Origin of the sequence: Vibrio atlanticus (assembly GCF_024347315.1) — a bacterium.
Classification (GTDB): Bacteria; Pseudomonadota; Gammaproteobacteria; order Enterobacterales; family Vibrionaceae; genus Vibrio; species Vibrio atlanticus.
The window spans coordinates 629,330-656,257 of sequence record NZ_AP025460.1; the positions used below are offsets into that span (position 1 = coordinate 629,330).

At 44.1% G+C, this 26,928-nt stretch carries 21 protein-coding genes and 1 other annotated feature; of the genes, 10 read left to right on the top strand and 11 right to left on the bottom strand.

The genetic code is table 11. From position 1 onward, the window contains the following. The first annotated feature begins 15 nt into the window (after positions 1-15). The 4 genes from ileS (at position 16) to ispH (ending at position 5,263) form a co-directional block, all read left to right on the top strand. Positions 16-2,874 (top strand): isoleucine--tRNA ligase, encoded by a 2,859-nt coding sequence (gene ileS / locus OCV30_RS02940; protein WP_065680303.1) that lies wholly within the window; start codon positions 16-18, stop codon positions 2,872-2,874. A 158-nt stretch (positions 2,875-3,032) separates the two neighbouring features. Next, complete coding sequence (lspA, locus tag OCV30_RS02945) at positions 3,033-3,533, top strand: signal peptidase II (RefSeq protein WP_009848445.1); 501 nt, start codon at positions 3,033-3,035, stop codon at positions 3,531-3,533. A gap of 194 nt (positions 3,534-3,727) precedes the next feature. Further along, a complete protein-coding gene (gene fkpB / locus OCV30_RS02950; protein ID WP_135382465.1) occupies positions 3,728-4,159 on the top strand; it encodes an FKBP-type peptidyl-prolyl cis-trans isomerase in 432 nt (143 codons plus the stop codon). Positions 4,160-4,306: 147 nt separating this feature from the next. Then, on the top strand, positions 4,307-5,263 hold the full coding sequence (ispH, locus tag OCV30_RS02955) for a 4-hydroxy-3-methylbut-2-enyl diphosphate reductase (RefSeq protein WP_065680346.1): 957 nt from the start codon (positions 4,307-4,309) through the stop codon (positions 5,261-5,263). A 154-nt stretch (positions 5,264-5,417) separates the two neighbouring features. On the opposite strand, the gene btsR is transcribed toward ispH, so the two are convergent. From btsR to OCV30_RS02970, 3 genes are all read right to left on the bottom strand, one after another. Beyond that, the gene (btsR, locus tag OCV30_RS02960; protein WP_065680301.1) at positions 5,418-6,149 is read right to left on the bottom strand and encodes a two-component system response regulator BtsR; all 732 of its coding nucleotides are present in this window, start codon (positions 6,147-6,149) and stop codon (positions 5,418-5,420) included. 105 nt (positions 6,150-6,254) lie between these two features. Continuing rightward, complete coding sequence (locus tag OCV30_RS02965; protein WP_065680300.1) at positions 6,255-7,925, bottom strand: sensor histidine kinase; 1,671 nt, start codon at positions 7,923-7,925, stop codon at positions 6,255-6,257. Between the two features lie 249 nt (positions 7,926-8,174). Further along, positions 8,175-9,668 carry a carbon starvation CstA family protein gene (locus OCV30_RS02970; protein ID WP_065680299.1) on the bottom strand — a complete coding sequence of 498 codons (1,494 nt, stop codon included), beginning with the start codon at positions 9,666-9,668 and terminating at the stop codon, positions 8,175-8,177. Positions 9,669-10,002: 334 nt separating this feature from the next. Here OCV30_RS02970 and OCV30_RS02975 point away from each other — a divergent pair, with 334 nt between their 5' ends. Beyond that, positions 10,003-10,353 carry a DUF2799 domain-containing protein gene (locus OCV30_RS02975; protein WP_009848451.1) on the top strand — a complete coding sequence of 117 codons (351 nt, stop codon included), beginning with the start codon at positions 10,003-10,005 and terminating at the stop codon, positions 10,351-10,353. A gap of 91 nt (positions 10,354-10,444) precedes the next feature. Here OCV30_RS02975 and murQ read toward each other — a convergent pair whose 3' ends face one another. Both murQ and OCV30_RS02985 read right to left on the bottom strand, forming a co-directional pair. Continuing rightward, complete coding sequence (gene murQ / locus OCV30_RS02980; protein WP_065680298.1) at positions 10,445-11,365, bottom strand: N-acetylmuramic acid 6-phosphate etherase; 921 nt, start codon at positions 11,363-11,365, stop codon at positions 10,445-10,447. A 97-nt stretch (positions 11,366-11,462) separates the two neighbouring features. Next, positions 11,463-12,578 (bottom strand): anhydro-N-acetylmuramic acid kinase, encoded by a 1,116-nt coding sequence (locus OCV30_RS02985; protein ID WP_065680297.1) that lies wholly within the window; start codon positions 12,576-12,578, stop codon positions 11,463-11,465. Between the two features lie 121 nt (positions 12,579-12,699). On the opposite strand from OCV30_RS02985, the gene nagZ reads away from it, so the two are divergent. From nagZ to tyrA, 3 genes are all read left to right on the top strand, one after another. Then, a complete protein-coding gene (gene nagZ / locus OCV30_RS02990) occupies positions 12,700-13,689 on the top strand; it encodes a beta-N-acetylhexosaminidase (protein WP_065680296.1) in 990 nt (329 codons plus the stop codon). A gap of 246 nt (positions 13,690-13,935) precedes the next feature. Beyond that, the gene (locus OCV30_RS02995) at positions 13,936-15,009 is read left to right on the top strand and encodes a 3-deoxy-7-phosphoheptulonate synthase (protein WP_017059354.1); all 1,074 of its coding nucleotides are present in this window, start codon (positions 13,936-13,938) and stop codon (positions 15,007-15,009) included. 117 nt (positions 15,010-15,126) lie between these two features. Further along, on the top strand, positions 15,127-16,254 hold the full coding sequence (tyrA, locus tag OCV30_RS03000; protein ID WP_065680295.1) for a bifunctional chorismate mutase/prephenate dehydrogenase: 1,128 nt from the start codon (positions 15,127-15,129) through the stop codon (positions 16,252-16,254). 149 nt (positions 16,255-16,403) lie between these two features. On the opposite strand, the gene OCV30_RS03005 is transcribed toward tyrA, so the two are convergent. The 3 genes from OCV30_RS03005 to ettA all read right to left on the bottom strand — a co-directional run bounded on the left by OCV30_RS03005 (position 16,404) and on the right by ettA (position 19,589). After that, positions 16,404-17,414, bottom strand: coding sequence for a M23 family metallopeptidase (locus OCV30_RS03005; protein ID WP_017103007.1), 1,011 nt, complete (start codon positions 17,412-17,414; stop codon positions 16,404-16,406). Positions 17,415-17,463: 49 nt separating this feature from the next. After that, positions 17,464-17,832, bottom strand: coding sequence for a PilZ domain-containing protein (locus OCV30_RS03010; protein WP_065680294.1), 369 nt, complete (start codon positions 17,830-17,832; stop codon positions 17,464-17,466). 89 nt (positions 17,833-17,921) lie between these two features. After that, positions 17,922-19,589, bottom strand: coding sequence for an energy-dependent translational throttle protein EttA (gene ettA, locus OCV30_RS03015; protein ID WP_009848459.1), 1,668 nt, complete (start codon positions 19,587-19,589; stop codon positions 17,922-17,924). Positions 19,590-19,852: 263 nt separating this feature from the next. Between ettA and OCV30_RS03020 the strand changes: the two genes are divergently transcribed. Together OCV30_RS03020 and trpR are read left to right on the top strand one after the other, a co-directional pair. Further along, positions 19,853-21,802 carry a transglycosylase SLT domain-containing protein gene (locus OCV30_RS03020; RefSeq protein WP_065680293.1) on the top strand — a complete coding sequence of 650 codons (1,950 nt, stop codon included), beginning with the start codon at positions 19,853-19,855 and terminating at the stop codon, positions 21,800-21,802. Between the two features lie 172 nt (positions 21,803-21,974). After that, positions 21,975-22,271, top strand: coding sequence for a trp operon repressor (trpR, locus tag OCV30_RS03025; protein WP_009848461.1), 297 nt, complete (start codon positions 21,975-21,977; stop codon positions 22,269-22,271). A gap of 117 nt (positions 22,272-22,388) precedes the next feature. Here trpR and yjjX read toward each other — a convergent pair whose 3' ends face one another. The 3 genes from yjjX to pheA all read right to left on the bottom strand — a co-directional run bounded on the left by yjjX (position 22,389) and on the right by pheA (position 26,783). Further along, on the bottom strand, positions 22,389-22,910 hold the full coding sequence (gene yjjX, locus OCV30_RS03030; protein WP_065680292.1) for an inosine/xanthosine triphosphatase: 522 nt from the start codon (positions 22,908-22,910) through the stop codon (positions 22,389-22,391). Then, positions 22,873-25,251: a putative bifunctional diguanylate cyclase/phosphodiesterase gene (locus OCV30_RS03035; RefSeq protein WP_065680291.1), complete on the bottom strand. Its 2,379-nt coding sequence runs from the start codon at positions 25,249-25,251 to the stop codon at positions 22,873-22,875. Before OCV30_RS03035 ends, yjjX begins: the two co-directional genes overlap by 38 nt. 356 nt (positions 25,252-25,607) lie before the next feature. Continuing rightward, positions 25,608-26,783, bottom strand: coding sequence for a prephenate dehydratase (pheA, locus tag OCV30_RS03040; protein ID WP_009848464.1), 1,176 nt, complete (start codon positions 26,781-26,783; stop codon positions 25,608-25,610). Between the two features lie 12 nt (positions 26,784-26,795). Further along, positions 26,796-26,917, bottom strand: a sequence feature (Phe leader region). Positions 26,918-26,928 lie beyond the last annotated feature (11 nt).

Below are 26,928 nucleotides of genomic sequence, written 5' to 3' on the forward strand. Positions count from 1 at the left end.
CGGAATTAAGAATCGATGAGTGATTATAAAGATACCCTGAACTTACCAGAAACAGGGTTCCCAATGCGTGGCAATCTGGCAAATCGTGAACCAGAAATGCTTAAGCGTTGGTACAAAGAAGACCTTTACGGTGAGATCCGTAAGGCAAAGAAAGGTAAAAAATCTTTCGTACTGCATGATGGCCCTCCATACGCGAACGGCGACATTCACATTGGCCACGCGCTGAACAAGATTCTTAAAGACATTATTATCAAATCTAAGACCCTTTCTGGTTTTGATGCACCGTACATCCCTGGTTGGGACTGTCACGGTCTTCCAATCGAGTTGATGGTTGAGAAGAAGAAAGGTAAGCCTGGTCAGAAGATTTCAGCGGCAGAATTCCGCGAAGAGTGTCGTAAGTACGCTGCGGGCCAAGTTGAAGGTCAGAAAGAGAGCTTCAAACGTCTTGGTATCATGGGCGAGTGGGATAAACCTTACCGCACTATGGATTTTGGAACTGAAGCGAACATCATTCGTTCTCTAGGCAAAATCGCAGACAAAGGTCACCTTCTTAAAGGTTTCAAACCAGTTCACTGGTGTACTGACTGTGGCTCTGCTTTGGCTGAAGCTGAAGTTGAATATAAAGATAAAGTGTCTCCATCTATCGATGTGAAATTTACAGCAGCTGACGAAGCGGCTCTACTAGAGAAATTTACTCTAGCGGAAGGTCACGCGGGTCAGGGCGAAATCTCTATCGTTATTTGGACGACAACACCATGGACTCTGCCGGCTAACCGCGCAGTATGTCTACGTGATGATCTTGAATACGTACTTATCCAAGTTGAAGCGAATGGCGAACAGCCTGCTCAACGTATCGTTGTTGCTTCTGAACTAGCAAAAGACGTAATGGATCGTGCGGGTATCGAGCACTTCCATAACCTTGGTTTTGCTACTGGTGCTGATCTTGAGCTTTCTCAATTCAACCACCCGTTCTACAACTTTACGGTTCCTGCTGTTCTTGGCGACCACGTTACAACGGACTCTGGTACTGGTGTGGTTCATACCGCTCCTGGTCACGGTCAAGAGGATTTCGTGGTTGGTAAGAAGTACAACCTAGAAATTGCTAACCCAGTAGGTTCTAACGGCGTTTACCTGCCAGATACTGAGCTATTTGCTGGTCAGCACGTATTCAAAGCGAACGACTCTGTTTTAGAAGTTCTAAAAGAGAAGGGTGCACTACTGCATCACCACGCTTACGAGCACAGCTACCCACACTGTTGGAGACACAAAACTCCAATCATCTTCCGTGCAACACCACAATGGTTCATCTCTATGGATCAAGCTGGCCTACGTGCAAAAGCACTAGAGTCAACGAAGAGTGTTGAATGGATGCCAGAATGGGGTCAAAGCCGTATCGAAGGTATGATCGAAGGTCGCCCTGAGTGGTGTATCTCTCGTCAACGTACTTGGGGTGTGCCAATTGCTCTGTTTGTTCATAAAGAAACATCAGAACTTCACCCAGATAGCCCAGCGCTTATTGAAAAAGTAGCGAAGCTTGTGGAAGAAAAAGGCATTCAAGCTTGGTGGGATGTAGATGCTGCTGAACTGATGGGTGCTGAAGACGCTGACAAGTACGAGAAAGTACTTGATACGCTAGACGTATGGTTCGACTCAGGTGTAACGCACTTCTCTGTTGTTGACTCTCGTGAAGAGTACAACTTCCCGAATGAAGAAAGAACGCACAGTGCTGATCTTTACCTTGAAGGTTCTGACCAACACCGTGGCTGGTTCCAGTCTTCTTTGATTTCATCTATCGCGATGAAAGACGAAGCACCATACAAGCAAGTGCTAACGCACGGTTTCGTGGTTGATGGTAACGGCCGTAAGATGTCTAAATCTATCGGTAACGTTGTTGCTCCTAAAGATGTAACCAACAAGCTAGGCGCAGATATTCTACGTCTATGGGTTGCTTCTACGGATTACACTAACGAAGTTGCGGTTTCTGACGAGATTCTTAAGCGTTCTGCTGATGCTTACCGTCGTATTCGTAACACGGCTCGTTTCTTCCTAGCGAACTTGAACGGTTTCAACCCTGAAACTGACCTAGTGCCTGCTGAAGAAATGGTAGCACTTGATCGCTGGGCTGTTGGCCGTGCTCAAGCTGCACAAGAAGAGATCGTTAAAGCATACGGTGAGTACAACACTCACGGTGTAACTCAACGTCTAATGCAGTTCTGTTCTATCGAAATGGGTTCTTTCTACCTAGACGTAATTAAAGACCGTCAGTACACAGCGAAACAGGGCAGCCATGCTCAACGTAGCTGTCAAACGGCGCTTTACTACATCGTAGAAGCTCTAGTTCGTTGGATGGCGCCTATCATGTCGTTCACTGCAGATGAAATCTGGAACGAGATGCCTGGCGAGCGCGACACGTTTGTATTCACAGGCGAGTGGTTCGAAGGCCTATTTGGTCTTGCTGACGACGAAGATCTAAGCAACGAATTCTGGACTGAAATCCAGTCAGTTCGTGGCGCAGTGAACAAGCTTCTTGAAGATGCTCGTAAAGAGAAAACAATCGGTGGCGCTCTGCAGGCTGAAGTTACTCTATACGCTGACGATGCACTAGCGGCTAAAATCAACAAGCTAGAAGATGAGCTACGTTTCGTACTTATTACTTCTGCTGCGGTTGTTAAACCACTTAGCGATAAGTCTGATACAGCTCAAGCGACAGACGTTGAAGGTCTGTACGTTGAAGTTGCAGCAACTGAAGCTGAGAAGTGTGACCGTTGCTGGCACCACACTCCAGATGTAGGCACAATTGAAGGCCACGAGAAAGTTTGTGGTCGTTGTGTGTCGAACATCGACGGTGAAGGCGAAGTGCGTAAGTACGCATAACGACTCAGAGAAATACTGAACTTTTTGTAAAAATCATAGCCCCAGTACCAACTGGGGTTATTTTTAATTATAGGAAATGTGTTTAGCCAAGTTTGGTAATCAAGGTCACTTAAATTGAGTAACAGTGAATACCAACTTCGTAAATACTAGGAATAGAAATGAGTGAAGTTTCGTTAAAACAATCTGGTGTGCGTTGGTTATGGTTGGCCCTACTGGTCTTCCTTGCTGATATCGGTATCAAACTCTTTGTTATGGACAACATGGGTTATGGCTGGGCAAACCGCATTGAGGTGTTGCCATTCTTTAACTTTTTGTACGTGCATAACTACGGTGCAGCATTTAGCTTCTTGAGTGATCAAAGTGGTTGGCAGCGCTGGTTATTTACTGGTATCGCATTTGCGGTAACGGGGATGCTGACGTACTGGATGAGCAAGCTACCAGCAACAGATAAGTGGAACAACATTGCTTATGCGATCATCATTGGTGGCGCTGTTGGTAACGTGTTCGACCGTGTTGTACATGGCTTTGTCGTCGATTACTTAGACTTCTATTGGGGTACTTACCACTGGCCTGCATTTAACCTAGCGGATATGGGAATCTGTATCGGCGCCGCGATGATCATCTTAGATGGTTTCCGTAAGAAAGATGAAAGCCAATAGACTACTCAGACATTAATGAGTATCAAGCAAATCGCTTTGTAATAGATTGTCCTAAAGTCAGCCTATGACTCACAGAATAGAATAGCCCTAAGCGCTGTCGGTTGATTCCGACGGCGCTTTTTTTTATGCTGCAACTAATATGAGAGCAAAGCAAAATGCATTCTCAAATAATAAAGAAATCTAAGGAAAGTAACGTGGCAGCAATTAAAAATGATTCAGCAGTAACTCTACATTTTACGATTAAAATGAAGGATGGTTCAGTTGCCGATAGCACCGAAAATATGGGTAAGCCTGCAAAGTTCGTGATGGGTGATGGCAGCCTAAGTGAGAACTTTGAACAGTGTCTGATTGGCCTTGAAACGGGGACTGAAAAGTCTATCGAATTGAAGGCGGAAGACGCGTTTGGTATGCCAAACCCAGATCATATTCATCATATGGATCGTGCTAAGTTTGTTGGCGATTCTGAAGTCGAGGTTGGCACTATTATGGCTTTCTCTGGTCCTGACGGTATGGAAATTCCAGGTATTATCACTGAGATCGCGGGTGATTCAGTGACGGTTGATTTTAATCACCCATTAGCAGGCCAAGACGTTACGTTTGACGTCAACATCTTAGCGGTGGAATAACGATAGAATAGCTGTCTTCACGCTAGAACAAGATAGCCTTACAGCTGTGATGTCACCCGAAGCTTCACTGTCTCGGCGCTTCACTGTAGAATGCGAACCTCGCTGACAGCGAACTCTATAGAAACAACCTTAGTACCGCGGTAAATGATGAGCAATGAAATGAAAATAATGTTAGCTAACCCTCGTGGCTTTTGTGCCGGTGTCGATCGTGCGATCAGCATCGTAGAGCGTGCACTCGAAATGTATCAGCCACCGATCTATGTTCGCCATGAAGTGGTACACAACCGCTTTGTTGTTGAGGGGCTCAAGCAGCGTGGTGCTATTTTTGTCGAAGAGCTAAGTGAAGTGCCAGACGACAACATCGTAATTTTCTCTGCTCACGGTGTATCTCAAGCCGTTCGTAAAGAAGCAAAAGAGCGCGAACTGACTGTATTTGATGCAACGTGTCCTTTGGTGACTAAAGTTCATATGGAGGTTGCTCGAGCGAGCCGCAAACATATGGAAGTGGTTCTGATTGGTCACGCGGGTCACCCTGAAGTGGAAGGCACTATGGGTCAGTACGCTAGCCAAACTGGCGGTATGTACTTGGTTGAAAGACCAGAAGATGTACAGAACTTAGTCGTGAACGACCCGAGTAATTTACATTACGTCAGCCAAACCACGTTGTCAGTTGATGAAACCGCAGATGTGATTGAAGAGCTGCGTCGAGTGTTCCCTGAGATCCAAGGCCCACGTAAAGACGACATCTGCTACGCGACTCAAAACCGTCAGGACGCTATTCGTGAGATGGCCGGTGATGTTGATGTCGTGATTGTGGTTGGTTCTAAGAACTCATCTAACTCAACTCGTCTAAAAGAGCTGGCTGAGAAGCTAGGCACGCCAGGTTATCTAACAGACTGCCCTGAAGACATTCAAACCGAGTGGGTTGAAGGTAAAAAGAAAATCGGTGTAACAGCGGGTGCTTCAGCGCCTGAAGAGCTAGTAAACCAAATCTTAGATCGTATTCGTGAGCTAGGTGCGACTGATGTTGAAGAGATTCAAGGTCGTGAAGAGAACATGTTCTTCGAAGTGCCAAAAGAGCTGCAGATTAAGCAAGTCGACTAGTCTCTATGGATTGGTGACAAGATCGATTCGTAACTCTATCGATTCGCAAACAGTATCGATTTGCAAACAGTATTGATTTGTAAACAGCAGAAAGCCAACGTTGATACGTTGGCTTTTTTGATCGTGCTTTGGAAAAAAGTCGAAATTTATGGGGTTACTGGAGACCGAGTTGCTCTTTTAAAGCCTTTAAGTAACGACGACTTACAGGAACTTCAAAGCCGGTCAGTGTGATGATCTCGGCTAATCCATTCTCTAACAGTTTGATCTCTTGGATCGATTTTATGTTGATCAAATACTGTCGATGACAGCGGATCAAATCGGTCTTTTCTTCTAGGATCTTTAACGTCAACTGTGAGGTCGCCGTTTGTGAGGAGCTACGAACATGTACACCACTGATATCTGAATAGGCGCACTCGACCGTTTGGCTCGCCATGATCACAATACGGTTGTGGCCGATACACGGGATCTGCTCTAAGTGGCAGGGAGCGATCGCAGATATATCTTGTTCTGGCGCTTTTTGGTTTTGTTTGATGACTTTATTCAGACGACAAACACTCTTATTTAATCGACAAGGTTCAACTGGCTTGAGTAGGTAGTCAAAGGCATTGTCTTCAAATGCTTGAATCGCATATTGGTCGTAGGCGGTGACGAATACCACGTAGGGCATGGTGTCTGGATCAAGCATGCTTAACAGTTCAATTCCGGTAACCTGCGGCATTTGGATATCCAAATACACCACATCAGGCTTGAGCAGATTGATCTGTTTCAGTCCTTCGATCGCGTTACTCGCTTGGCCAATGATTTCTACTTGTCCGGTTTCAGTGAGTAGTTCAATCAGCTCTTCGCGAGCAAAAAGCTCATCATCGACAACTAATGCCTTTAACATCCTACAATCTTCATTTTGGTTCTATCCCTGCTTGTTTCACGCTTTTCTTTTAAATGTCTGCTTCTAAATGTTTCAACTCGGAGTGATTCGTCTCCGAAAATGCCTTTATTTCAGTATAGGTATGATAAAGCTCATTCGAGTAAATTGCTGTGGTTGAGATTCTATTTTTAGTGCTGAATCTTGTCCAAAGAAATTAGTGAGTCGTTTATCAACAATCTCCATGCCTAATCCAACGTGATCTTGGGATGGCTTCTGATAATTACCAGCATTGTCTTCAACGATTAACTTGAATCCACCCACGAAAGCCTCGCTATAGATCTTCACTTTTCCGCCTTCCAGCATGTTAGAAATCCCATGTTTGATGGCATTTTCTACTAGCGGTTGTAGGGTAAAGCTTGGCAGTTGCGACTCATACAGTTGTGGGTCGATATCCCATTCAACTTCTAATCGGTCAGTAAAACGTGCTTTTTCAATAGTTAGGTACGCATTGACGTGCGCCAGTTCGTCTTTGAGTTTCACTGTATTGATGTTCTGCTTCAGATTACTTCTAAAGAAGTGAGAGAGATGCTGAATTAGTTCTCGTGCTTTATCAGGGTCACGGCGTGTAACTGCACTGATGGTGTTGAGTGCATTAAACAGGAAGTGAGGATTCACCTGTGCATGCAGCAGTTTGATTTCCGCTTGGGTGAGCAGCGTTTGCTGTTGCTGATAATTACTAAACAATATCTGGCTCGACAATAGCTGAGCGATGCCTTCGCCCATCGACATGTTGATGGTCGAGAACAGCTTTAGCTTTGGCTCATACAGTTTGATGGTTCCGATGACTTCGTTTCCTGCTCTTAACGGGATAATTAGCGCTGAGCCTAACTTACAATCTTGCGAAAGGGAGCATTGGTATGGATTCTCTTTGCCGTCAAGGTAGATGATGTCGTTCTGTTCCATCGAAGTGAGCGTGCTCTGCGATGAAATAGGGGTATTCGGAATATGATGTTCATCACCAATGCCGATGAATGCGAGGATTTTTTCTCGGTCGGTGATCGCCACCGCACCAACGTTGGTCTCTTCGTAAATGATCCGCACGATTTTTTGCGCATTATCCGAATTGAATCCTCCATGCAAAATACCCACTGAACGCTCGGCGATGGTTAATGCGCGGCGTGAGAAAGTTGCCGAATACTTCTCGAAGATGGTTTTCCGATCTTGGATGATGCTCATGAACAGCGCCGCACCGACCGAGTTAGCAATGATCATTGGCGCGGCAATATCAGAAACCAGAGCATAGGACTGCTCGAATGGTTTCGCGACCGCTAACAGAATTAGCATCTGAATGATCTCTGCAAACAGGGTTACCGAGAAAACCACCAACGGATTAAACAGTTGGCTGGCTTTGTTCTTTCTGACTAAGTAAACATGCAATAGGCCACCAATCAAGCCCTCTGCGGTGGTTGAAATCGCACAAGCTAAGTCTGTGAAGCCGCCTAATGAGTAACGGTGAATACCGCCAGTAAAGCCGACGGAAAAACCAACGACAGGACCGCCAAACAGACCTCCCATTACCGCACCCATCGCGCGAGTGTTGGCTATGGCGTCATTAATCTGCAGCCCAAAATAGGTGCCCATAATACAGAACAGGGAAAACAGAACGTAACAGCTGACTTTATGACTCAAGCGCGAAGATATACTTAACAAAGGGAGAATCAGTGGGGTCTTACTGAGCATGTAAGCAATCACTAAGTAGACACAGGTTTGTTGCAGCAGAGAGAGAATGAGTTCCATATTTTCACCAATTGAGATGCTTGCTAAGTGTAAAGCTCATTGAGGCTGAAAGGTAGCTTTGCTTGTGTTTTCGTTGGTTATATCGAGCGACGATTGTTTTTCAATGCTGAGATACAGTAAAGCCCATCACAGAGGACGGGCTTTAGTCTTAATTTCCACGAATCACTGGGTGATTACGGGAACAAGCGAAGTGTTTTTGGCTTTCTTATTCTCCTCTTTCTATGAAGAGTGAGAATGTTTCGGGGAAAACTAAGCTGTTTTTGTTACGGGCTTTGCTTCCTTTTCTGATTCGTCATCAGCAAGGTCGATATCGCCTTTGCCTTTTGAAATTTTGATAACGTAAGCTGCAATTCCGAATGCACTCACCACGCCGATGATGGTTGAAAGTTGCATTGGCAGACCGAAGCCTAGCTGACTGTTGTTCAGGATGAATGTGATACACACAGATGTCATGAACACAGCTGGAACCGTTGTTACCCAGTGCAGTTTATTGTGACGAAGTAGGTAAGCCGAAGCTGTCCATAGCATCATTACTGCTGTTGATTGGTTAGCAAAACCGAAGTAACGCCAGATGATACCGAAATCTACTTGAGTCAGGATACCACCGATAACGAACAGTGGTAGAGCCATCAGTAGGCGGTTACGCAGTGTTTTCTGTTCCATGTTGAAGTATTCAGCAAGGATAAGACGGCTTGAACGGAACGCAGTGTCACCTGAAGTGATAGGTAGGATAACCACGCCAAGGAAAGCAAGGATACCGCCAAATACACCCAGTAGGCCAAATGAAGCGCTGTATACCACGTTACCTGGGCCGCCGTTTGCAATCGCGTCAGACAAAGACTCAACAGAACCGAAAAATGATAGAGCAAGTGCACACCAGATTAGAGCGATGATGCCTTCACCAATCATTGCACCGTAGAATACGAAGCGACCGTTCTTCTCGTTTTCCATACAACGCGCCATCAAAGGAGACTGAGTTGCGTGGAAGCCAGAAATAGCACCACATGCGATAGTGATGAATAGAGCAGGCCAAAGTGGTAGGTCATTCGGGTTCATGTTGGTGAACATGTCTTTCATCTCGAAGCCACCCATGATTTGGTGCTCGTCAGAAAGACCAATCGCAGTGATTAGGCCTACAGACATAAAGATAAGTAGTGCACCGAACAGTGGGTAGAAGCGACCAATGATTTTATCGACAGGGACAATCGTTGCGATGATGTAGTAAGCAAAGATGATGACAACCATGGTGCTCGTAGACATTACGAAATCAGTTTGGTCGTTGACTAGGTTAGTGATCATGCCAGCAGGAGCTGATACGAATACCACACCAACAAGAAGCAGTAGAACAATGGCAAAGATGTTCATAAAGTGTTTTGCGCCATTGCCTAGGTAACGTCCAGTGATGGTTGGAACCGAAGCGCCACCATTGCGGATAGATAACATACCTGAGAAGTAGTCGTGTACGGCACCTGCGAAGATACAACCTAGCACGATCCAAAGCATTGCTGCTGGGCCGTAAAGGGCACCCATGATAGGGCCGAAGATTGGACCTACACCTGCAATGTTAAGCAGCTGAACTAGGTAAACCTTTGGTGTTGACATTGGAACGTAGTCCACGCCGTCTTGCTTGGTGTGAGCGGGTGTTTGACGCTTTTCATTGACACCGAAAATCTTTTCGATAAAGGCACCGTAAATAAAGTAGCCACCAATGAGTGCTGCAACACAGGTAAGAAACCACATCATAATTTGTTATCCCTGAATGTATTAATTAAGTCAGGGTGTATATTAAAGGAGTGTATGAGAAGAAACTTCCCCTACTGGAGTGAGTGGTCGAATAGCTAATTAAGTGGTGTTATAACCGGTTTAGTGGTTTGTGACCTTTGCGGAGCGGTTGGTTACTGGTGTTGAGAAGTGTCATGCTTCTAGTTAGTGGTGACTTATCAGCTTTAAGCGGTAATCAATAAATATCAACGGCAGATAACAGACATAAGTGGACATCAGTCAGTGTTCAGCGGAGAATCGCCACAAAGGTAGCGCTTCGTCAGGAAGTGATGAAGTAACAATATAAAGGATTGAAATGAAAAAAATAATCGCACTATTCGCCGTGGCATTTAGCCTTGCAGGATGCAGCGCCAATGTTCAAGATTTAGCAGCCGAAGGCAATTGGCAAGAGATTGGCTATCGTGATGGTATCAAAGGCCACACTCAGCGTTCTTATTCAGATATGGCCGAGCTTGGCGGAGTCGATCAAGCTAGCTATACAGAAGGTTACCATTTAGGTGTGACGGAATATTGTAATCCAAACCATGCTTATCAGATTGGTTTATCTGGTCAGGTGTATGAAGGCGTGTGTTCTGGTACGGAAGACGCTCAACGTTTCCGTATGGAATGGCAACGTGGCTGGGATGAGTTCTCAAACGACTATTAAGCCCAAGCTAGCGATAACAAATTAGAACTAAAAAGACCAGTACCGCATGTGTACTGGTCTTTTTGTTTGTAGCGAGAGTAACAGAAGCTGATTACTGATTATTCTCGACGGCCTTTCTCAAGAAGCCATTTTGTTGCTCAAGCTGCGCCTTGGCCAATTCTAAATCTAGGCCTGTTAGAATTATCAGAATCGATAACTTCACATCGTAATTAGTCGTTTTAAGTGTCGATACTGCCAGTGCTTTGTCGCACTCAGTTGCTTGGATAACGATACGAGCAGCGCGGGCAACCAACTTTTCATTGGTCGCTTTTACGTCGACCATCAGATTTTGGTAGCTCTTACCGATACGAATCATGCTGGCAGTCGTTAGCATATTTAGCACCAGCTTTTGTGCTGTACCTGATTTGAGTCGTGTTGAACCAGTCAATGCTTCTGGGCCAACCACCGGGCTAATTGCGATTTGAGCGATTTCAGCAATTGGAGAATCAGGGTTACAAGACAGCGCAACCGTCACCGCGCCAAGCTGGTTGGCATAATTGAGTGCACCAATTACGTAAGGTGTGCGACCACTGGCAGCTATACCCACCACGACATCATTTTCTGAAAATTGAATCGCTTTCAGATCTTCAATACCGAGAGTCAGCGAGTCTTCTGAGCCTTCTTTGGCTTTTAAAATCGCCTCTGGTCCACCTGCAATTAGGCCGATAACCATTTTGTCTGAAACACCGAAAGTCGGTGGGCATTCTGATGCGTCTAACACACCCAATCTACCACTGGTGCCTGCGCCCATATAAATCAGTCGACCACCGTTTTGAAAGGCATGAGCAATTTTATCAACCGCTTTCGCGATCTGCGGCAGTTCCGCTTCAATCGCCAGAGGCACTTGTTTGTCTTGTTGGTTAATCTTTTCAACCACTTCGAGAGAGGTGAGCAGATCAATATCCATAGTATCAGGGTTTCTCCCCTCCGAAACGAGGTGCGAGAGCGCTGATATGAGAGCGTCGTTACTCATAATGGTCCTTAAATGGTGATTCTAAAATGATGGTTCTAAAATGGTTTAGTCAGCACCGTGAAGTCAGTATTGTTACTAAGTTATCACGGCTATCAAGTTAATCTGCACGATATAGAACGCCTAGAGAGGCCGCTCTGCTTGCGCCAGTCACTTCTGGTAAATTGCTTGGCAGTTGATGAACATGACGTTGAGCAAGCCACGCAAAGGCCATGGCTTCCATATAATCGGCATCAACGCCTTTACTGGTGGTCGACTCAACCTCCCAGCTAGGAAGTAGTTCAGACAGTCTCTTCATCAACAATGGATTTCTCGTCCCGCCGCCACATACGTACAGCGCAGGTTGGTTACCCAAGCGATAAGCCTCAACTTCATTGGCTATCGTCAATGCGGTGTATTCACAAAGTGTGCGCTGAACATCTTCTGCTGCAAGGTCTTTAAATTCTGTTAATTGTTGCTCTAGCCAAGGTAGGTTGAACAGTTCTCTACCAGTACTTTTTGGTGGCATTTGAGATAGATAAGATTCGTTCAATAGCTGTTCGAGTAAGGCTTGGTTTAGTTGGCCTTTAAGTGCGAACTGCGCATCACGGTCAAACTTCTCACCCGTGTGTTTATCTACCCAAGCGTCCATCAACATATTGCCCGGACCTGTATCATAGCCAAGCGTAGGATGATTAGGGCGCAGTACTGAAATGTTCGAGATACCACCAATATTCAACACCACAACTGAGCTGTCTTGCGGGTGAAAAATCGTATGGTGAAACGCTGGTACTAATGGCGCACCTTGTCCGCCAAGCGCCATGTCTTTGCGTCTGAAGTCAGCAACCGTTTGAATCTGTGTTTTAGCGGCAATGATATTGGCGTCACCTAACTGCATGGTAAATGGCGAATTACCGGTTGGCTGGTGGAATACTGTTTGGCCATGGTTACCAATCGCAGTCACAGAAGATGCAGGCATACCTGACTTGTCGAGAAGTTGCAAAACCGCATCAGCAAATAGATGACCAAGCTGGTGGTCTAGTTCGCCAATGGCAATCAAATCCGTTTTCTGACCAATACAAACTTCAAGCAGACGCGCTTTGAGATCATCAGGCATTGGGAACTCATCATGAGCGAGCAATGTGATGCGCGAATCTTCAATCGAAACCAAGGCCGTATCAACACCGTCCATACTCGTCCCCGACATCACACCGATATACAGTTCTTTACGATCCATTCCTAAGCTCTTGCACTGCATTCTTAAAGTCTTCCACAGATTGGTTTAAAAACATTGTAAAGCAAATTTAAAGAGAATAATCTCGGGAAGTTTATGAAATTAGGTTTAATAAGGGATAAATATGGGACCGTTGTGGGTAGATGTCGCGGGCTACGAACTGACAGATGAAGACAGAGAAATTTTAGAGCACCCAACCGTTGGTGGTCTCATCTTATTCGCTCGAAACTACCACGATAGCAAACAGCTTTCGGCGTTAAATAAAGAGATCCGCAAGGTAGCGAAACGTCCTATTTTGATTGGCGTTGACCAAGAAGGCGGCCGAGTTCAGCGCTTTCGCGATGGTTTTTCAATTATCCCTGCAGCTCAAGAATTTGCGACTAAGAACGATGGTGAGCAGTTAGCAGAACAAGCCGGCTGGTTGATGGCGGCGGAATTGATTGCCCATGATATCGATCTGAGCTTTGCGCCAGTATTAGACAAAGGCCACGACTGTAAAGCGATTGGTAGCCGAGCGTTTGGTGAAGATATTGATACCATTGTTCGTCACAGCAGCGCTTTCATCAAAGGCATGAAGTCGGTTGGTATGGCGACAACAGGCAAGCACTTTCCTGGACACGGTGGTGTGATTGCTGACTCTCACTTAGAAACGCCTTACGATCCTAGAGATGATATCTTTGAAACCGACATGGCAATTTTCAAGGCGCAAATTGAAGCTGGAATATTAGATGCGATGATGCCTGCGCACGTGGTTTTTTCGCACTATGATGATCAGCCAGCGAGCGGTTCACTGTATTGGCTGCAGAAAGTATTGAAGCAGCAGCTTGGATTCAAAGGCTTAGTTTTTTCTGACGACTTAACGATGGAAGGCGCGGCCATTATGGGCGGACCAGCAGACAGAGCGAAAGCAGCTTTGAATGCTGGCTGTGACATGGTGCTGATGTGTAATAAGCGAGATGCACAAATTGAGGCTCTTGATCATTTAGCGATTCAAGAGGTGCCTTTAGCCAACTCATTGCTTAAAAAGCACAGCTTTGATTTATCGACGCTTCACTCGGATAGTCGATGGAAAGAGGCCTCAGAGCAAATTAAGCGAATGTTAAACGCTGGGTGATAAATAAACACTCTATAAGTTTGAAGAAGGCGATATGAGAAATATCGCCTTTTTTGTATGTGTGAGGTGCAGTTTAAGCTGGTTTGTGTATTAGAGCGAATTAAAATGAGAGTGTAAATTTTAATTTACATCAAATGTTTTTTATTGTTTACACTTGCAATCGTTTTTGTAGCTGTTATTGTGTTTTTAAAGATTGTTAGCCCAAATGGAAATATTGGGTGTAAAAATAAATATACAGGTTGAGTTATGCAGAAAAGTGAATTAAGCAATGTCAATATCATCGACGAACAGGTACTGATTACTCCTGAGGAGTTAAAAGCAAAACTGCCTTTGAGTGATAATGCTCGTCGTTTCATTCAAGAGTCTCGTCAAACTATAGCAAACATTATTCATAAGAAAGATCATCGCATGCTTGTAGTATGTGGCCCATGTTCTATCCATGATATTGAAGCGGCGAAAGAGTACGCGAAACGCTTAAAAGCTTTATCTGAGCAGCTTAGCGATCAACTGTATATTGTAATGCGTGTTTACTTTGAGAAGCCTCGTACCACTGTTGGTTGGAAAGGCTTGATCAATGACCCACATCTAGACGGCACTTTCGATATTGAGCATGGTTTACATGTTGGTCGTGAGTTACTTGTTGAACTTGCTGAGATGGAAATCCCACTAGCGACGGAAGCGCTAGATCCAATCAGTCCGCAATACCTAGCAGATACATTCAGCTGGGCAGCAATCGGCGCTCGTACGACTGAATCACAAACTCACCGTGAAATGGCGAGTGGTCTTTCAATGCCAATCGGCTTTAAAAATGGTACGGATGGCAATCTAGGTACTGCAATCAATGCAATGCAGGCGGCTTCTTCTAGCCACCGTTTCATGGGTATCAGTCGTGAAGGTCAAGTCGCACTACTCACGACGCAAGGTAACCCAAATGGTCACGTAATTTTACGTGGCGGTAAGCAGACGAACTACGATTCAGTATCGGTACACGAATGTGAGCAAGAGCTGGGCAAGTCTGGCTTAGAGGCGGCACTAATGGTCGACTGTAGTCATGCGAACTCTCGTAAAGATTTCCGTCGTCAACCGCTGGTGGCTGAAGATGTCATCCATCAGATTCGTGAAGGTAATAAGTCGATTATCGGCCTGATGATTGAGAGCCATATTAACGAAGGAAACCAATCTTCAGATATACCTCTCAATGAGATGAAATACGGTGTATCTATTACCGACGCGTGTATCAATTGGGATTCAACTGAGGCACTATTGAAACATGCACATACGGAATTAGTCCCGTTCTTAGAGAACCGCTTGAAAGGTTAGTCAGAGTTTAAATTTAAGTGCCTCATCTAATGGGGCATTTTAAGATCTGTCGCTAACGAACCTGCGTCAATGCGGGCTTTTAGATTAGTACGGGCTTATAGATGAGTAAGGAATAAAATGGCCGTTGAACTGAACGAATTACGCGACCAAATCGATGCTGTCGATAAACAAATGTTGGATTTACTGGCTCAACGACTGGCTCTAGTAAAGAAAGTCGGCGAAGTGAAAAGTGAACATGGTTTACCTATTTATGTACCGGAACGTGAAGCCGCGATGTTGGCATCTCGTCGTCAAGAAGCCGAGAAAATAGGGGTTCCGCCACAGTTAATCGAAGATATTTTGCGTCGTACGATGCGTGAGTCTTATGCCAGTGAAAAAGATTCTGGTTTTAAGTGCCTTAACCCAGATTTGCGTTCAGTGGTTATCGTTGGTGGTAATGGTCAACTAGGTGGTCTGTTTGGCCGTATGTTCAAGCTTTCTGGCTACGAAGTGAAAATCCTTGGCAGTCAAGATTGGGACAAAGCCGATGAGATCTTAGATAATGCCGGTCTTGTGGTTGTAACGGTTCCAATTCACCTGACAGAAGGTGTGATTGCGAAGTTGGGTAACCTACCAAGCGATTGTATTCTTTGTGATTTGACGTCGATAAAATCAAAGCCTCTACAAGCTATGTTAGACATGCACCAAGGCCCTGTGGTTGGATTACACCCAATGTTTGGTCCTGATGTTCCAAGCCTTGCGAAACAAGTGATTGTTTACAGTGATGGGCGTAGTTCTGAAAGCTATCAATGGTTGCTGAATCAATTTGGTATTTGGGGCGCGAGCCTTTGCCAGATGGATGCTGCGGAACACGATCACGGCATGACTCTGATTCAAGCTCTTCGTCACTTCACTTCTTTTGCTTACGGCTTACACCTAAGTAAAGAGAACCCGAACATTGATCAGCTTCTGAAGTTAAGCTCGCCAATCTACCGACTTGAGATTGCGATGGTTGGTCGTCTGTTTGCTCAAGACCCGAACTTGTACGGTGATATCATTCTTTCTTCAGACGAGAACATTGAGATGATTCGACGTTTCCATAGTCGTTTCGGTGAAGCATTGGAAATCTTGGATGGGAAAGATAAAGCTAAATTCGTTGATAGCTTTAATCAAGTTAGTGATTGGTTTGGCGACTACTCGCAGCAGTTCTTGCAAGAGAGCCAAAGTCTTCTAAAACAAGCACATGATTCGATTCATCGTGGTTAATACGATTTGAAATCATAAAAAAGAGCGACCATCTGGTCGCTCTTTTTGTTTGTGCTGAACGCTATGAAAGTAGTTAGCCTACAGTAGGCTAAAAGCAATGAGATCATCATAGGCCAAACCAACTAGTCCTAATAACTAATGGTTAATAACTAGTTAGTCGTGATAGGTTTTTTGCTATCTTCACTCGATACGGTGTCTATGGTCGAGCTAATGTAAGGCACGTTCGTTAGGTTGATCTGCAAGCGAACCACATTATCAATCAGCTGAACCAATGGACCCCACTTAACCTTTTTCTCTTTCTCGAACACGTAGTTGAAGTTCTCAGGTGTCCAATCCATCAAGTATTGAGGGTTCAGTGAGCGACCAAGGAAGCGTACCTCATAATGCAAGTGTGGGCCGGTTGAGTTGCCTGAGTTACCACAGCTCGCAATCACATCGCCTTTACTCACAAATTGACCGCTACGTACTTTGAACTTCTGTAGGTGCGCATAAGAGCTCATGAAACCGAATGAGTGACGCATCGTTATAAAGTTACCGAAGCCCTTCTTACTTGGGCGCACGGTTTCAATTACGCCATCTGCTGGCGCTACTATATCTTCACCACGCTTACACGTTAGGTCGATACCAGTATGAACGTGGCGTTTACCTGTTATAGGGTTAGAGCGACGACCATAAGAGGATGATATGCGTTGATAAGCCATAGGGCTGTCATTTGGAATTAAACGAAACATTGTGGCTCTGACTGCCGAATCTACTGCAGCTGCATCAATTCGGTCTTCTAAAGAGACGTCATCAGTCAGCGGCTCTTCATCGGTCAGGCCAAGCACTGATTCCACATCAAATACACGCTTACCAAGTAACTGAATAGTGCCTTCTTTCTCGGTTAATGCTTGAGACAGTGAGTGATTGGTTTCTACCTGCTCAGCGTAAAGAAAGTCGGTTTGTTCTTTTTCAACAATCAGTGTTTCAATCAATTGTTGTGCATCATCGGCTTGGAGGGCGAGTTCTTGTTTACCCTCAAAGTGCATGTATGCAGCTCCGCCAATCAATAGAGGCACTGAAAAAATTGCGGTAGTACATAGTAGTACGGCTTTTCGACCGAAATAAAACGTCTGATCCCCTTGGGTTAAGGGGATTGTAATGGAAACTTTTTTAGACATGGTTCTGTATTAACTAAATGCTTCTAATAGAAAAAGGGGAATGGAGACGTCACTCACTACCTAAATCGGTAAGGTGTTCAATCTCTCTATAAAGCAGTTCATCGTCGCCAACGTTAAGTTCCACAAGGCGCTTAAGGTGGCTGATACTATCAATATCTAAATGCTCTATACGTAAACGCATTGAGGTATTGATGGTCGAGACTATCGTTGCTTCTAACTGAATATTGATATCACTGCTTTCGAGCTTAAAGCTGACTTGAACAGGAATGTCAGTTCTGAGTTGCTGTAATTTATCGCATTGAATGAGTAGGCCATGAAGAGATAAGTCTTGTACTGAGCCTGATACATTTACGTTCCCTTGTGATATATCAGTCGGGGTTTGATAAACAACTCGTGAAAATTGACGTCTTTCAATCATAACTAATCTCTCTATATCAATACGTAACATATAACCAGATATATCAAAGGCCGCTATTATCGCGGCCTTTGTTCAAAATACAAGCTTATTTACTTAGCAATACGTTTGTATTTGATGCGGTGAGGTTCTGCCGCTTGTGCACCTAGAGTCTTTTTCAGCCACTCTGTATATTCAGTATAGTTACCTTCGTAGAAGTTAACTTGACCTTCATCACGGTAGTCTAAGATATGGGTCGCAATACGGTCAAGGAACCAACGGTCATGCGAGATAACCATTGCACAGCCAGGGAACTCAAGTAGTGCTTCTTCAAGAGCTCGGAGTGTCTCAACATCAAGGTCATTGGTTGGTTCATCGAGTAGCAGTACGTTACCGCCCGCTTTTAGCAGTTTCGCTAGGTGAACACGGTTGCGTTCACCACCTGAAAGCTGACCGATGATCTTCTGTTGGTCGTTGCCTTTGAAGTTGAAACGAGAGCAGTATGCACGAGCAGGGATTTCGAAGTTGTTGATCTTAATGATATCAGCGCCTTCAGAGATCTCTTGGAATACTGTTTTTGTGTCGTCCATGCTGTCACGGAACTGATCAACAGAAGCAAGCTTAACCGTTTCGCCAAGTTCAACTGTGCCTGAATCTGGCTGTTCTGCACCACTTAACATCTTGAATAGTGTTGATTTACCCGCACCATTGGCACCAACGATACCAACGATAGCGCCTTTAGGCATGCTGAATGATAGGTCATCGATAAGAACGCGATCACCAAATGACTTCGTTAGGTTCTTAACTTCAAGTACCTTGTCACCTAAACGCTCACCTGGTGGGATGAACAATTCGTTGGTTTCGTTACGCTTCTGGTATTGGCCAGTCGTCATTTCTTCAAAACGAGCCATACGAGCTTTAGACTTAGCTTGACGACCTTTAGGGTTTTGACGAACCCATTCAAGTTCTTTCTCAATCGTTTTTTGACGTGCGCTTTCGCCAGCTTTTTCTTGCTTCAAACGCTCATCTTTCTGTTCTAGCCAAGATGTGTAGTTACCTTCCCATGGGATACCTTCACCACGGTCAAGTTCTAGAATCCAACCTGCAGCGTTGTCTAGGAAGTAACGGTCGTGGGTAATCGCCACAACAGTACCGCTGTAATCAACAAGGAAATGCTCAAGCCAAGCAACTGATTCTGCATCCAAGTGGTTGGTTGGTTCATCAAGAAGCAGCATGTCTGGCTTCTCAAGAAGTAGACGACAGATAGCAACACGACGACGTTCACCACCTGATAGGAATTCGATTTTCGCATCCCACTCAGGAAGACGAAGTGCATCTGCAGCTCGCTCTAGAGCTGTTTCTAGGTTATGACCATCTTTTGCTTGGATCAGTGCTTCAAGCTCACCTTGCTCTTTCGCCAATGCATCGAAATCTGCATCAGGTTCTGCGTAAGCAGCATATACTGCGTCGATGCGCTTAAGTGCGTCAGCAACATCTGAAACCGCTTCTTCTACGATTTCACGAACGGTTTTTGATTCGTCTAGTACAGGTTCTTGAGGTAGGTAACCTACTTTTAGACCTTGTTGTGCACGTGCTTCACCATCAATATCAGTATCAATACCAGCCATGATACGTAGTAGGGTAGATTTACCTGAACCATTTAGACCCAAAACACCGATTTTAGCGCCAGGAAAAAAGCTAAGAGAAATGTCTTTAAGAATTTGACGCTTAGGTGGAACAGTTTTGCTCACCCGAGACATGGTATATACGTATTCAGCCATTGCCGATCGATCCTAATTATTGTTCAAAATTGTTTGCTATTTTATACCAATATCCTCAAAGATGTTACTCCTAGGACAGAAAAGCCATTCTTGAACTAATCCTCACCTATTATTGTCACATTGGTCATTAAAACTATATTTAATAAGCTTTCGAGGCGATGTGTTAAATATTAACAATATTTACACTCAAACTCTTTACATTTGATGTGATGTCGGGCGTAAATAGACTTCACGTATTCATACACGCACTAAGGAAAGAGCGAATGTTTTTCCGCATTGGTAATACGAAAATTGCTGTCGCTGCATCGGCAATTTTGTTTTCATTTTCACAGGCTCCAATGGCTATGGCCAGCAATGCTTCCGAGCTTGAAATGCAGCGTGATGTTTATGACAGAGCGCAAGAGGTTTTAGACAACCGTGATCTAAAAGCTTATTCAGCACTTCGTAATAAAATTCAAACATACCCGTTAACACCTTACACTGACTATCGCGCCTTTTTATTGGGCTTAGGTGATCGAACGCCAAGCGAGGTGGATGCTTTTATTGAAGAGAACAAAGTACTGCCGTTTTCCAATCGTATACGAGCGCCTTATTTAGATTTATTGGCGGCTCAAAAACAGTGGAAGACGATCCTTGAGTTTCAAACCCAAGAGCCTGTTGGCGAAAAATATCAATGTATCTATTACCGCGCTAATTATGAACAAGGTAATCAAGATCTCGCCTTTAAAGGTGCGAAACAACTTTGGTTAAGTGGCAGTGGTGTTGATGATAACTGTGATTCACTTTTCGAAAGTTGGGATGAAGCGGGCTTAAGAACGGATCAGCTGATTCTGGACAGAATGCTTTTAGCGTTCGAGAGTCGAAACGGTAAGTTAATGAGCTACTTGGTTAAGCAATTAGATCATGATGAGTCAATTACTCAAGCGAAGCAGATGAAGGCGTTGTACAACAAGCCTGAAAATGTACTCGCGTTTGCTAAGAAGCACCCAGCGAATGAATTCTACCAAGCTCAAACTGAATTTGGTTTCGAGAAGCTAGTAAGGAAATCCGCAAGCAGCGCTCAAGAGGTTTTTGATGATGTTGTGAAAGCTCAAAAATTTTCGAAAGAAAAATCCCAAGAGCTCGCGGATTACCTAGCGTTCCGCTTGATCAATACCGACTCTGAAGAGTTGATGGCGTGGCGAGACAAAATGCTCGCGACTTCATCAAAGCAAGTTTTGCTGGAAAGACGAGCTCGCTTAGCTATTCAACATGCCGATTGGACGGGTTTGAAAGAGTGGATTGCGCGCTTAGATGGTAAACATCAAGCTTCGCTTCGCTGGCAGTATTGGCAGGGTAGAGCTGAGATTGCACTAGGCGATACTGCTGAAGGTAATAAGCGACTGTCAGACATTTTGGGTCAGCGTAATTTCTACAGTGTGGCTGCCGCTAAGCAATTAAATAAGCCAGTTAGCTATCCAACTTCGACCCTTAAATACAGTGCAGAAATGGTGAAACCATTCGACACTTCCTTGGTTCGTATCGGTGAGCTGATTGAGCGAGATAAAATAGCGGCTGCAAAGAGTGAGTGGCGCTGGTTATTAAGTCATGCAGATAAAGAGCAAAAAGCGATGCTTGCTGCTCATGCTGCGACGCAGCGATGGAATCACTTTACGGTAACGGCGAGTATTTCTGCGAAGATGTGGGATAACATTGCGTTGCGTTTCCCTGTCGCTCATAAGTGGTGGTTTAATTTCTATGCCGAGAAGCACGATCTCGATCCAATTACTTTGATGTCTTTAGCAAGACAAGAGAGTGCGATGGATTCAGAGGCTCGCTCTCCAGTTGGCGCGCGTGGCATCATGCAAATTATGCCAAAGACGGCGCAATACACGGCTAACAAACATAAGATTAAGTACCAGGGCAGCGATGATCTTTATGATGTAGGTAAGAATATTGAGATAGGCAGTCATTATTTAGATGGCCTACTCGCTCAATATGATGATAACCGCATCTTCGCATTTGCCGCGTATAATGCTGGGCCTAGTCGTGTGAAACAGTGGCGCTCACGCAGCGATGAAAAGCTCGATGCATTTGCTTTTATCGAGATGATCCCATTCAAAGAGACTCGTGGTTACGTTCAGAATATCTTGATGTTTGAGACTTACTATCGAGATATCCTAGGTGAGAAAGGGGCGTTTTTAGCACCTCACGAGGCAAAAACAAAATACTAAGCTTTCTGTATTTCTCTCCAAGCTGAGTAATATTAAAGGCAGTGAGTGCGAACCATTTCCACTTACGGCCTTTTTACATTGGATCACATCAAGTGTTTCGGTATAAAGTGTTCGACGCTTTCAATCGTTAAGCGACTCTTTAAAGTCAGAATTTAAAAGTAAGTGTAGAGATATGGCATCACAACCTGAATATGAGAATTGGCAACAACTGATGGACTTGGTAAAGACGGCTGTCGAAAAAGATCAACATGAACTATTGTTGACCATGATGATGACACCAGACGAGCGAGATGCTTTGGTTGCTCGAATTAATATCTTTTGTGAGCTGATGAAAGGTGAGATGTCGCAACGACAGGTTAGCCAAATGCTGGGAGTAGGTGTCGCGACGATAACCAGAGGCTCGAATGAGCTAAAGGCCAAATCTGAACAAGAGAAAGCCGTGATCGCCGACCTTTTGCTCAAACAATAACAGAGTTAAGCAACCACTGAGTAGTGTGGCTATGAATTCGATAAAAACGCTAACTGAATGTTAGCGTTTTTTATTTCTGGTGATTGTTCTCTGAGACTTTCGAAGTTTAGCGAAGATCTAGATAGGAAAGTGCTCTGGATTCACAAATGGGATCAGCGCTAAAATTAAAGCCTGATGATAGACAGAGCTGCGTGTTAGTTGGTTATGTGTTAGTAGGCCAATCGCCCCGCCTTTTTGTTTGATATTATCGGTGCCAAACACATCATCCATAACATCCCCTAGCTCATTCGCATGCTGGAGCTTATCAAGCACAACAGGTGGCAGCATCAAGCTTGCAGATCGAGATTCTCCGCGCTGACCGTTTGCTTCAACGACCATCCAAGCAAATGTAACCTTTCCTTCGATTCCAGACTCTAATCCAACATGAAAATCCGCATCAGGTTGAGCTTGAGTTGCATTGTGCACGCGGTTTACCGCTCCTTGATAGGTTTCTTCATTACTCATGGGTTGATCGGCGACGCCACTAGGGACACTGATGCCTTTGAAATCAAATTCAGTATCAGGAAAAGCCGATAAGAATGCACTTTTAACGGCGCTAATTTTAGCTGGATTCAGCGATGCGATGATTACAGATTTCATGTGGTTGATTCTTTTTATTATCGATAAAATTGAGTTGATGCTGTCGGTACCATTCCGTCAGCTCTTCTAATGGCATAGGCTTACCAAAATAATAGCCTTGCAGCATATCGCACTGCGCATCTTGTAACCACTGATGCATGCATTGAGTTTCAATTCCTTCGGCTGTGACCTTTTTCCCTTGAGCATGGCATAGTCCGATAATGGGTTTCACTATGTTCTGGTTATCTGTCTCAATCAAGGTGTCCAAAAAGGTTTTATCCAATTTAATCTTCTGAGTTGGATATTGAACCAGTTGAGTGATCGAGGTGTAACCAGAACCAAAGTCGTCGATTGCTAATCTATAGCCCATGTATGATAACTGGTTAAGTAATGGAAAACCTTGAGAGTTTGAGTAAAAGGTTTCTGTGATTTCAAAATCGATCAAATTGGGCGGGATCTGATTGATTTTCGCATGCTCTTTGATGAAATCAGCAAGGTGAGTGGTTTTAATCCCGGCTGAAGATAAGTTAATCGATAGCTGAATAGAGTGATCGAATTGAGCTTGAAGTTGATGGAATGAAGCAAATGCATTCTGGATCACCCAGCGATCAATTATTTCAAATAATCCGGTTTGTTCGGCAATAGGAATGAATTCATTGGGTGGTACTAAACCAAGGTGTTTCGAGTGCCAACGTAATAGCACCTCTACACCAATAATATAGCTTCCCGTTGAGTCCATATAAGGCATGTAAACGAGCTTAAACTCTTCATCAAAGTTATTTTCTCTGAGGGCGCTCTCAATACTGGCTTGACGCTGAATGGTTTTATCTAAGTCTAACGAGTAATCTGCGAATTGGTTTTTACCTGCACGTTTGGCTTGATACATCGCGGTATCAGCATTCGAAAGAAGCTTCTCGATTGTATCGCCATCATTAGGGTGGGTCGCAATACCAATACTGACCGTAATCGGGAAATTACCTGACTCGGTGACAAACCCCTCTTGTAGTGGGGTGAGTAAATCATTCGAAAATCGATGTGCGACATTTTCTTGGTGATTGGGAGCATTAATGTATACAACGAACTCGTCCCCAGAAAGTCGGGCTGGCAGACAGTGGGCATTTAATTCTGTTTTGTAGTGGTTACAAATATTGGAGATACGCTGAGCAAAACTGACGAGAATCGAGTCGCCGATTTGGTGTCCGTATTTGTCGTTCACAAATTTGAAGTTATCTAAATCAAAGTAGAGAACCCAGGTTTCGGTGTTCGAGCTAGGTTTTGACAACGACTGCTGCACGAAGGTTTGAAACTGGTGCCTATTGGCTATTTGGGTCAACTGATCATTTTCTGCCAACAACTTAGTCTGTTGGTACGTGTCATCCAACTCTTGGTACATATCATAAAAGCGTTGGGATAAGCGTCCCAACTCATCATTTGTTCCTAGGCGCTCAATATTTTTTCTCTGTTTTTGCTCAACCTCTTGAAGCTGCCTATCTAAACGGGTGATCGGGTTTATCACCCAGCGAGATAGCAGGATCAGCAGTAAGGTAACACTGACAAATGCAGATAGGGCAAAGGATAGGCTCAGTTCATTCCAGATAGATTTGAGTTTGTTGTCTAATAAGAATGGTGCAGGATCGAGGGTGGCGTAGAGGCTAGGTGCTAGCTTTATAGATTGTGTTAACTCACGCCCCTGTGTCACTAACGTAGGGGTAAAAAACAAACTAGTTTGATAGTCGAACTCTATCTGTTTTCGTAGTGAATTAAACTTATCAAGAGAGACAGATACAACCACAAAAAACACATTGTTGGGTGGAGCGTTTATTGGTGTCGAAACTGTTTTTTTATCAATAACATCATAATGAACTAATACCCCTTCACCTTGGGAATTCTGTATGTAGTCCGTACTCGAAGTTGCTAACGTTTTTTGATATTGATGCTCAATGAACTCTAATATCTTGGGATCCATTTTTGCGAAAGGATCATTGGTATTGTCAGCGTAATATTTAAGAGATCGATCGCTATCAAGCAACGCGACCCTTGTAAAACTGTCGTTACTATCTTGCAGTAACTTAATCGTTTCGTTTAGGTTATCAGTCAGTTCACGTTGGTGGTCGACATTTTCATCAACCATAAAATAACGCTTAACCAGGTCACTATTGGTGAGGGTGTAGGAGTAATTGTTGAGGAAAGAACGAGACTGTTGAAAATAGCCTGCTAATTTTTCCATGCTTAATTGCAGTGCATTGTCTTCACGTTTGATAAAGCTGCTTTTTTGCGTGGAATAGATGATATAGCTAGAAGCCGCTGTACTGATCAGTATTACGGGGGCAATCACAAGTAATATTTTAGTACTTAGCTTCATGGTTATTCACAACATGGTTTATAAATTTTAGCGCGCAAGTTTATGTTATTTCGAGAGTTCTTGCCATCGATTATATTGCGTTTGAAGAGTTTTGTTTGGGTTTTAAGTTTTTGTATTTACTGATTAAATTATCATTAATGAGTATTTAAGTAAGTACGGTGGGGGTGATTGAAGTGGATAGGAGTGAGAACCAGTAACACAACCAATTCATTTTTAAGTATACAGACTTTGCGTATTCCTTAGTTCGAGCTTTATTCCATTAGTTACTTTCTTTTAGCATTTGGCCTGTAGTAGGCCAAATGCTTGTATTAGTGAAAAGCTTATAGCAGTAAAATGGGGGAACAGATAATAAAAAGTTAAGACAACTTAACCTGAGTAGCCTTAATGTTCTCACTTGGGTAACAACCTAACACTTTTAGGTGGCGAGTTATGGCTGTTAGTTCCGTTATCGCTTGCTGCATATTATCTGAATCTAAGTGTGCTTCTAAATCCACATAGAACATCTCTTCCCAAGGGTTACCCATGATAGGACGAGATTCCAGCTTGGTCATGTTAATACCTAAGCGTTGCAGAATCAGCAGTGTTTCAACCAAAGAACCGGCTTCTTGAGAAGTCGACATGATGAGCGTCGTCTTCGCTGGGATCTGAGTCGATACTTCAACAGGCTTACGAGCGACCACGATGAAACGAGTGTGGTTCTCAGTTTGATTTGCAATGTTACCTTGGATTGGTTGAAGTCCATAAAGCTTGCCGCTCGATGCATTACCAATCGCTGCCACATCATCACCGTCTAGATCTTTCACCTTTTTCATAGCATCAGCTGTGCTTGCACAAGATTCAAGGCTGACATCTTTAAGGCGGCTTAAAAACTCACTGCATTGTTGATGAGGTTGTGGATGCGAATAGAGCGTTTTAATGTCTTCTAAACGAATATCATTTTTCGCGACAAGGCAGTGTTCAATCGGTTGAGAAAGTTCACCAACGATGTAAAGCGTTGTGTGTTGTAGCAGATCGTAGACTTCGTTAATTGACCCTGAGCTGGTATTTTCAATCGGTAGTACACCGTAGTCGGCATGGCCCGATTCTACAGTCGATGCGACTTCTTTGAAGTGATTACAGTTCAGCTCAATCAATTCCATATTCTTGCGGCTGAAGTATTCACGGCTCGCAAGGTGAGAATACGATCCCTTAGAACCTAAGAATGCAACGCGAGCTAGTGGTTTACGGCTTTGCGGATTCGCTAGGTTTTGTAAGTATGACTGCTGCAGTAAAACGGAATCTTCGATGATGGTGTGAAACAGCTTAGTAATGTACTGAGCATCCAATTCGTACTTGTCTTTTCCGTTGTTGATCAATTTGACTAGTAGTTGTTGCTCTCGTACTGCATCACGAACGGGTTTTGATGTTTCTACCTTGCTTTTAGCGACTTCGATACTCAGCTTACGACGCTCTGAAAGTAATTTTAGGAGTTCGTCGTCTAAATCATTGAGACGAAGGCGGATATCATCTAGTGAAATTGTTCGGTCAGTCATAAATGTGTCCTTATAAAAAAGCCCCCCTAGTGTGGGAGGCTTCTTGTTCGTTTTTGACTTGTTTTTCTAAAACGACTTAGCCTCCGATTTACGGAAGAAAAAAGAAGTCAAAAATAAACAAAGAGTGAGAGTGCATAAAAAGTGA

What these genes read in the sequence shown, in the direction of transcription:
- OCV30_RS02975 (WP_009848451.1), top strand. Translation starts at nt 10,003, where the DNA reads ATGAAAAAAATAATCGCACTATTCGCCGTGGCATTTAGCCTTGCAGGA.
- OCV30_RS03010 (WP_065680294.1), bottom strand. Translation starts at nt 17,832, where the DNA reads ATGATTGAAAGACGTCAATTTTCACGAGTTGTTTATCAAACCCCGACT.
- pheA (WP_009848464.1), bottom strand. Translation starts at nt 26,783, where the DNA reads ATGACTGACCGAACAATTTCACTAGATGATATCCGCCTTCGTCTCAAT.
- tyrA (WP_065680295.1), top strand. Translation starts at nt 15,127, where the DNA reads ATGGCCGTTGAACTGAACGAATTACGCGACCAAATCGATGCTGTCGAT.
- OCV30_RS03005 (WP_017103007.1), bottom strand. Translation starts at nt 17,414, where the DNA reads ATGTCTAAAAAAGTTTCCATTACAATCCCCTTAACCCAAGGGGATCAG.
- OCV30_RS02995 (WP_017059354.1), top strand. Translation starts at nt 13,936, where the DNA reads ATGCAGAAAAGTGAATTAAGCAATGTCAATATCATCGACGAACAGGTA.
- yjjX (WP_065680292.1), bottom strand. Translation starts at nt 22,910, where the DNA reads ATGAAATCTGTAATCATCGCATCGCTGAATCCAGCTAAAATTAGCGCC.
- OCV30_RS02965 (WP_065680300.1), bottom strand. Translation starts at nt 7,925, where the DNA reads ATGGAACTCATTCTCTCTCTGCTGCAACAAACCTGTGTCTACTTAGTG.
- OCV30_RS02985 (WP_065680297.1), bottom strand. Translation starts at nt 12,578, where the DNA reads ATGGATCGTAAAGAACTGTATATCGGTGTGATGTCGGGGACGAGTATG.
- OCV30_RS02970 (WP_065680299.1), bottom strand. Translation starts at nt 9,668, where the DNA reads ATGATGTGGTTTCTTACCTGTGTTGCAGCACTCATTGGTGGCTACTTT.
- ettA (WP_009848459.1), bottom strand. Translation starts at nt 19,589, where the DNA reads ATGGCTGAATACGTATATACCATGTCTCGGGTGAGCAAAACTGTTCCA.
- lspA (WP_009848445.1), top strand. Translation starts at nt 3,033, where the DNA reads ATGAGTGAAGTTTCGTTAAAACAATCTGGTGTGCGTTGGTTATGGTTG.
- ileS (WP_065680303.1), top strand. Translation starts at nt 16, where the DNA reads ATGAGTGATTATAAAGATACCCTGAACTTACCAGAAACAGGGTTCCCA.
- murQ (WP_065680298.1), bottom strand. Translation starts at nt 11,365, where the DNA reads ATGAGTAACGACGCTCTCATATCAGCGCTCTCGCACCTCGTTTCGGAG.
- OCV30_RS03035 (WP_065680291.1), bottom strand. Translation starts at nt 25,251, where the DNA reads ATGAAGCTAAGTACTAAAATATTACTTGTGATTGCCCCCGTAATACTG.
- nagZ (WP_065680296.1), top strand. Translation starts at nt 12,700, where the DNA reads ATGGGACCGTTGTGGGTAGATGTCGCGGGCTACGAACTGACAGATGAA.
- trpR (WP_009848461.1), top strand. Translation starts at nt 21,975, where the DNA reads ATGGCATCACAACCTGAATATGAGAATTGGCAACAACTGATGGACTTG.
- btsR (WP_065680301.1), bottom strand. Translation starts at nt 6,149, where the DNA reads ATGTTAAAGGCATTAGTTGTCGATGATGAGCTTTTTGCTCGCGAAGAG.
- OCV30_RS03020 (WP_065680293.1), top strand. Translation starts at nt 19,853, where the DNA reads ATGTTTTTCCGCATTGGTAATACGAAAATTGCTGTCGCTGCATCGGCA.
- ispH (WP_065680346.1), top strand. Translation starts at nt 4,307, where the DNA reads ATGAGCAATGAAATGAAAATAATGTTAGCTAACCCTCGTGGCTTTTGT.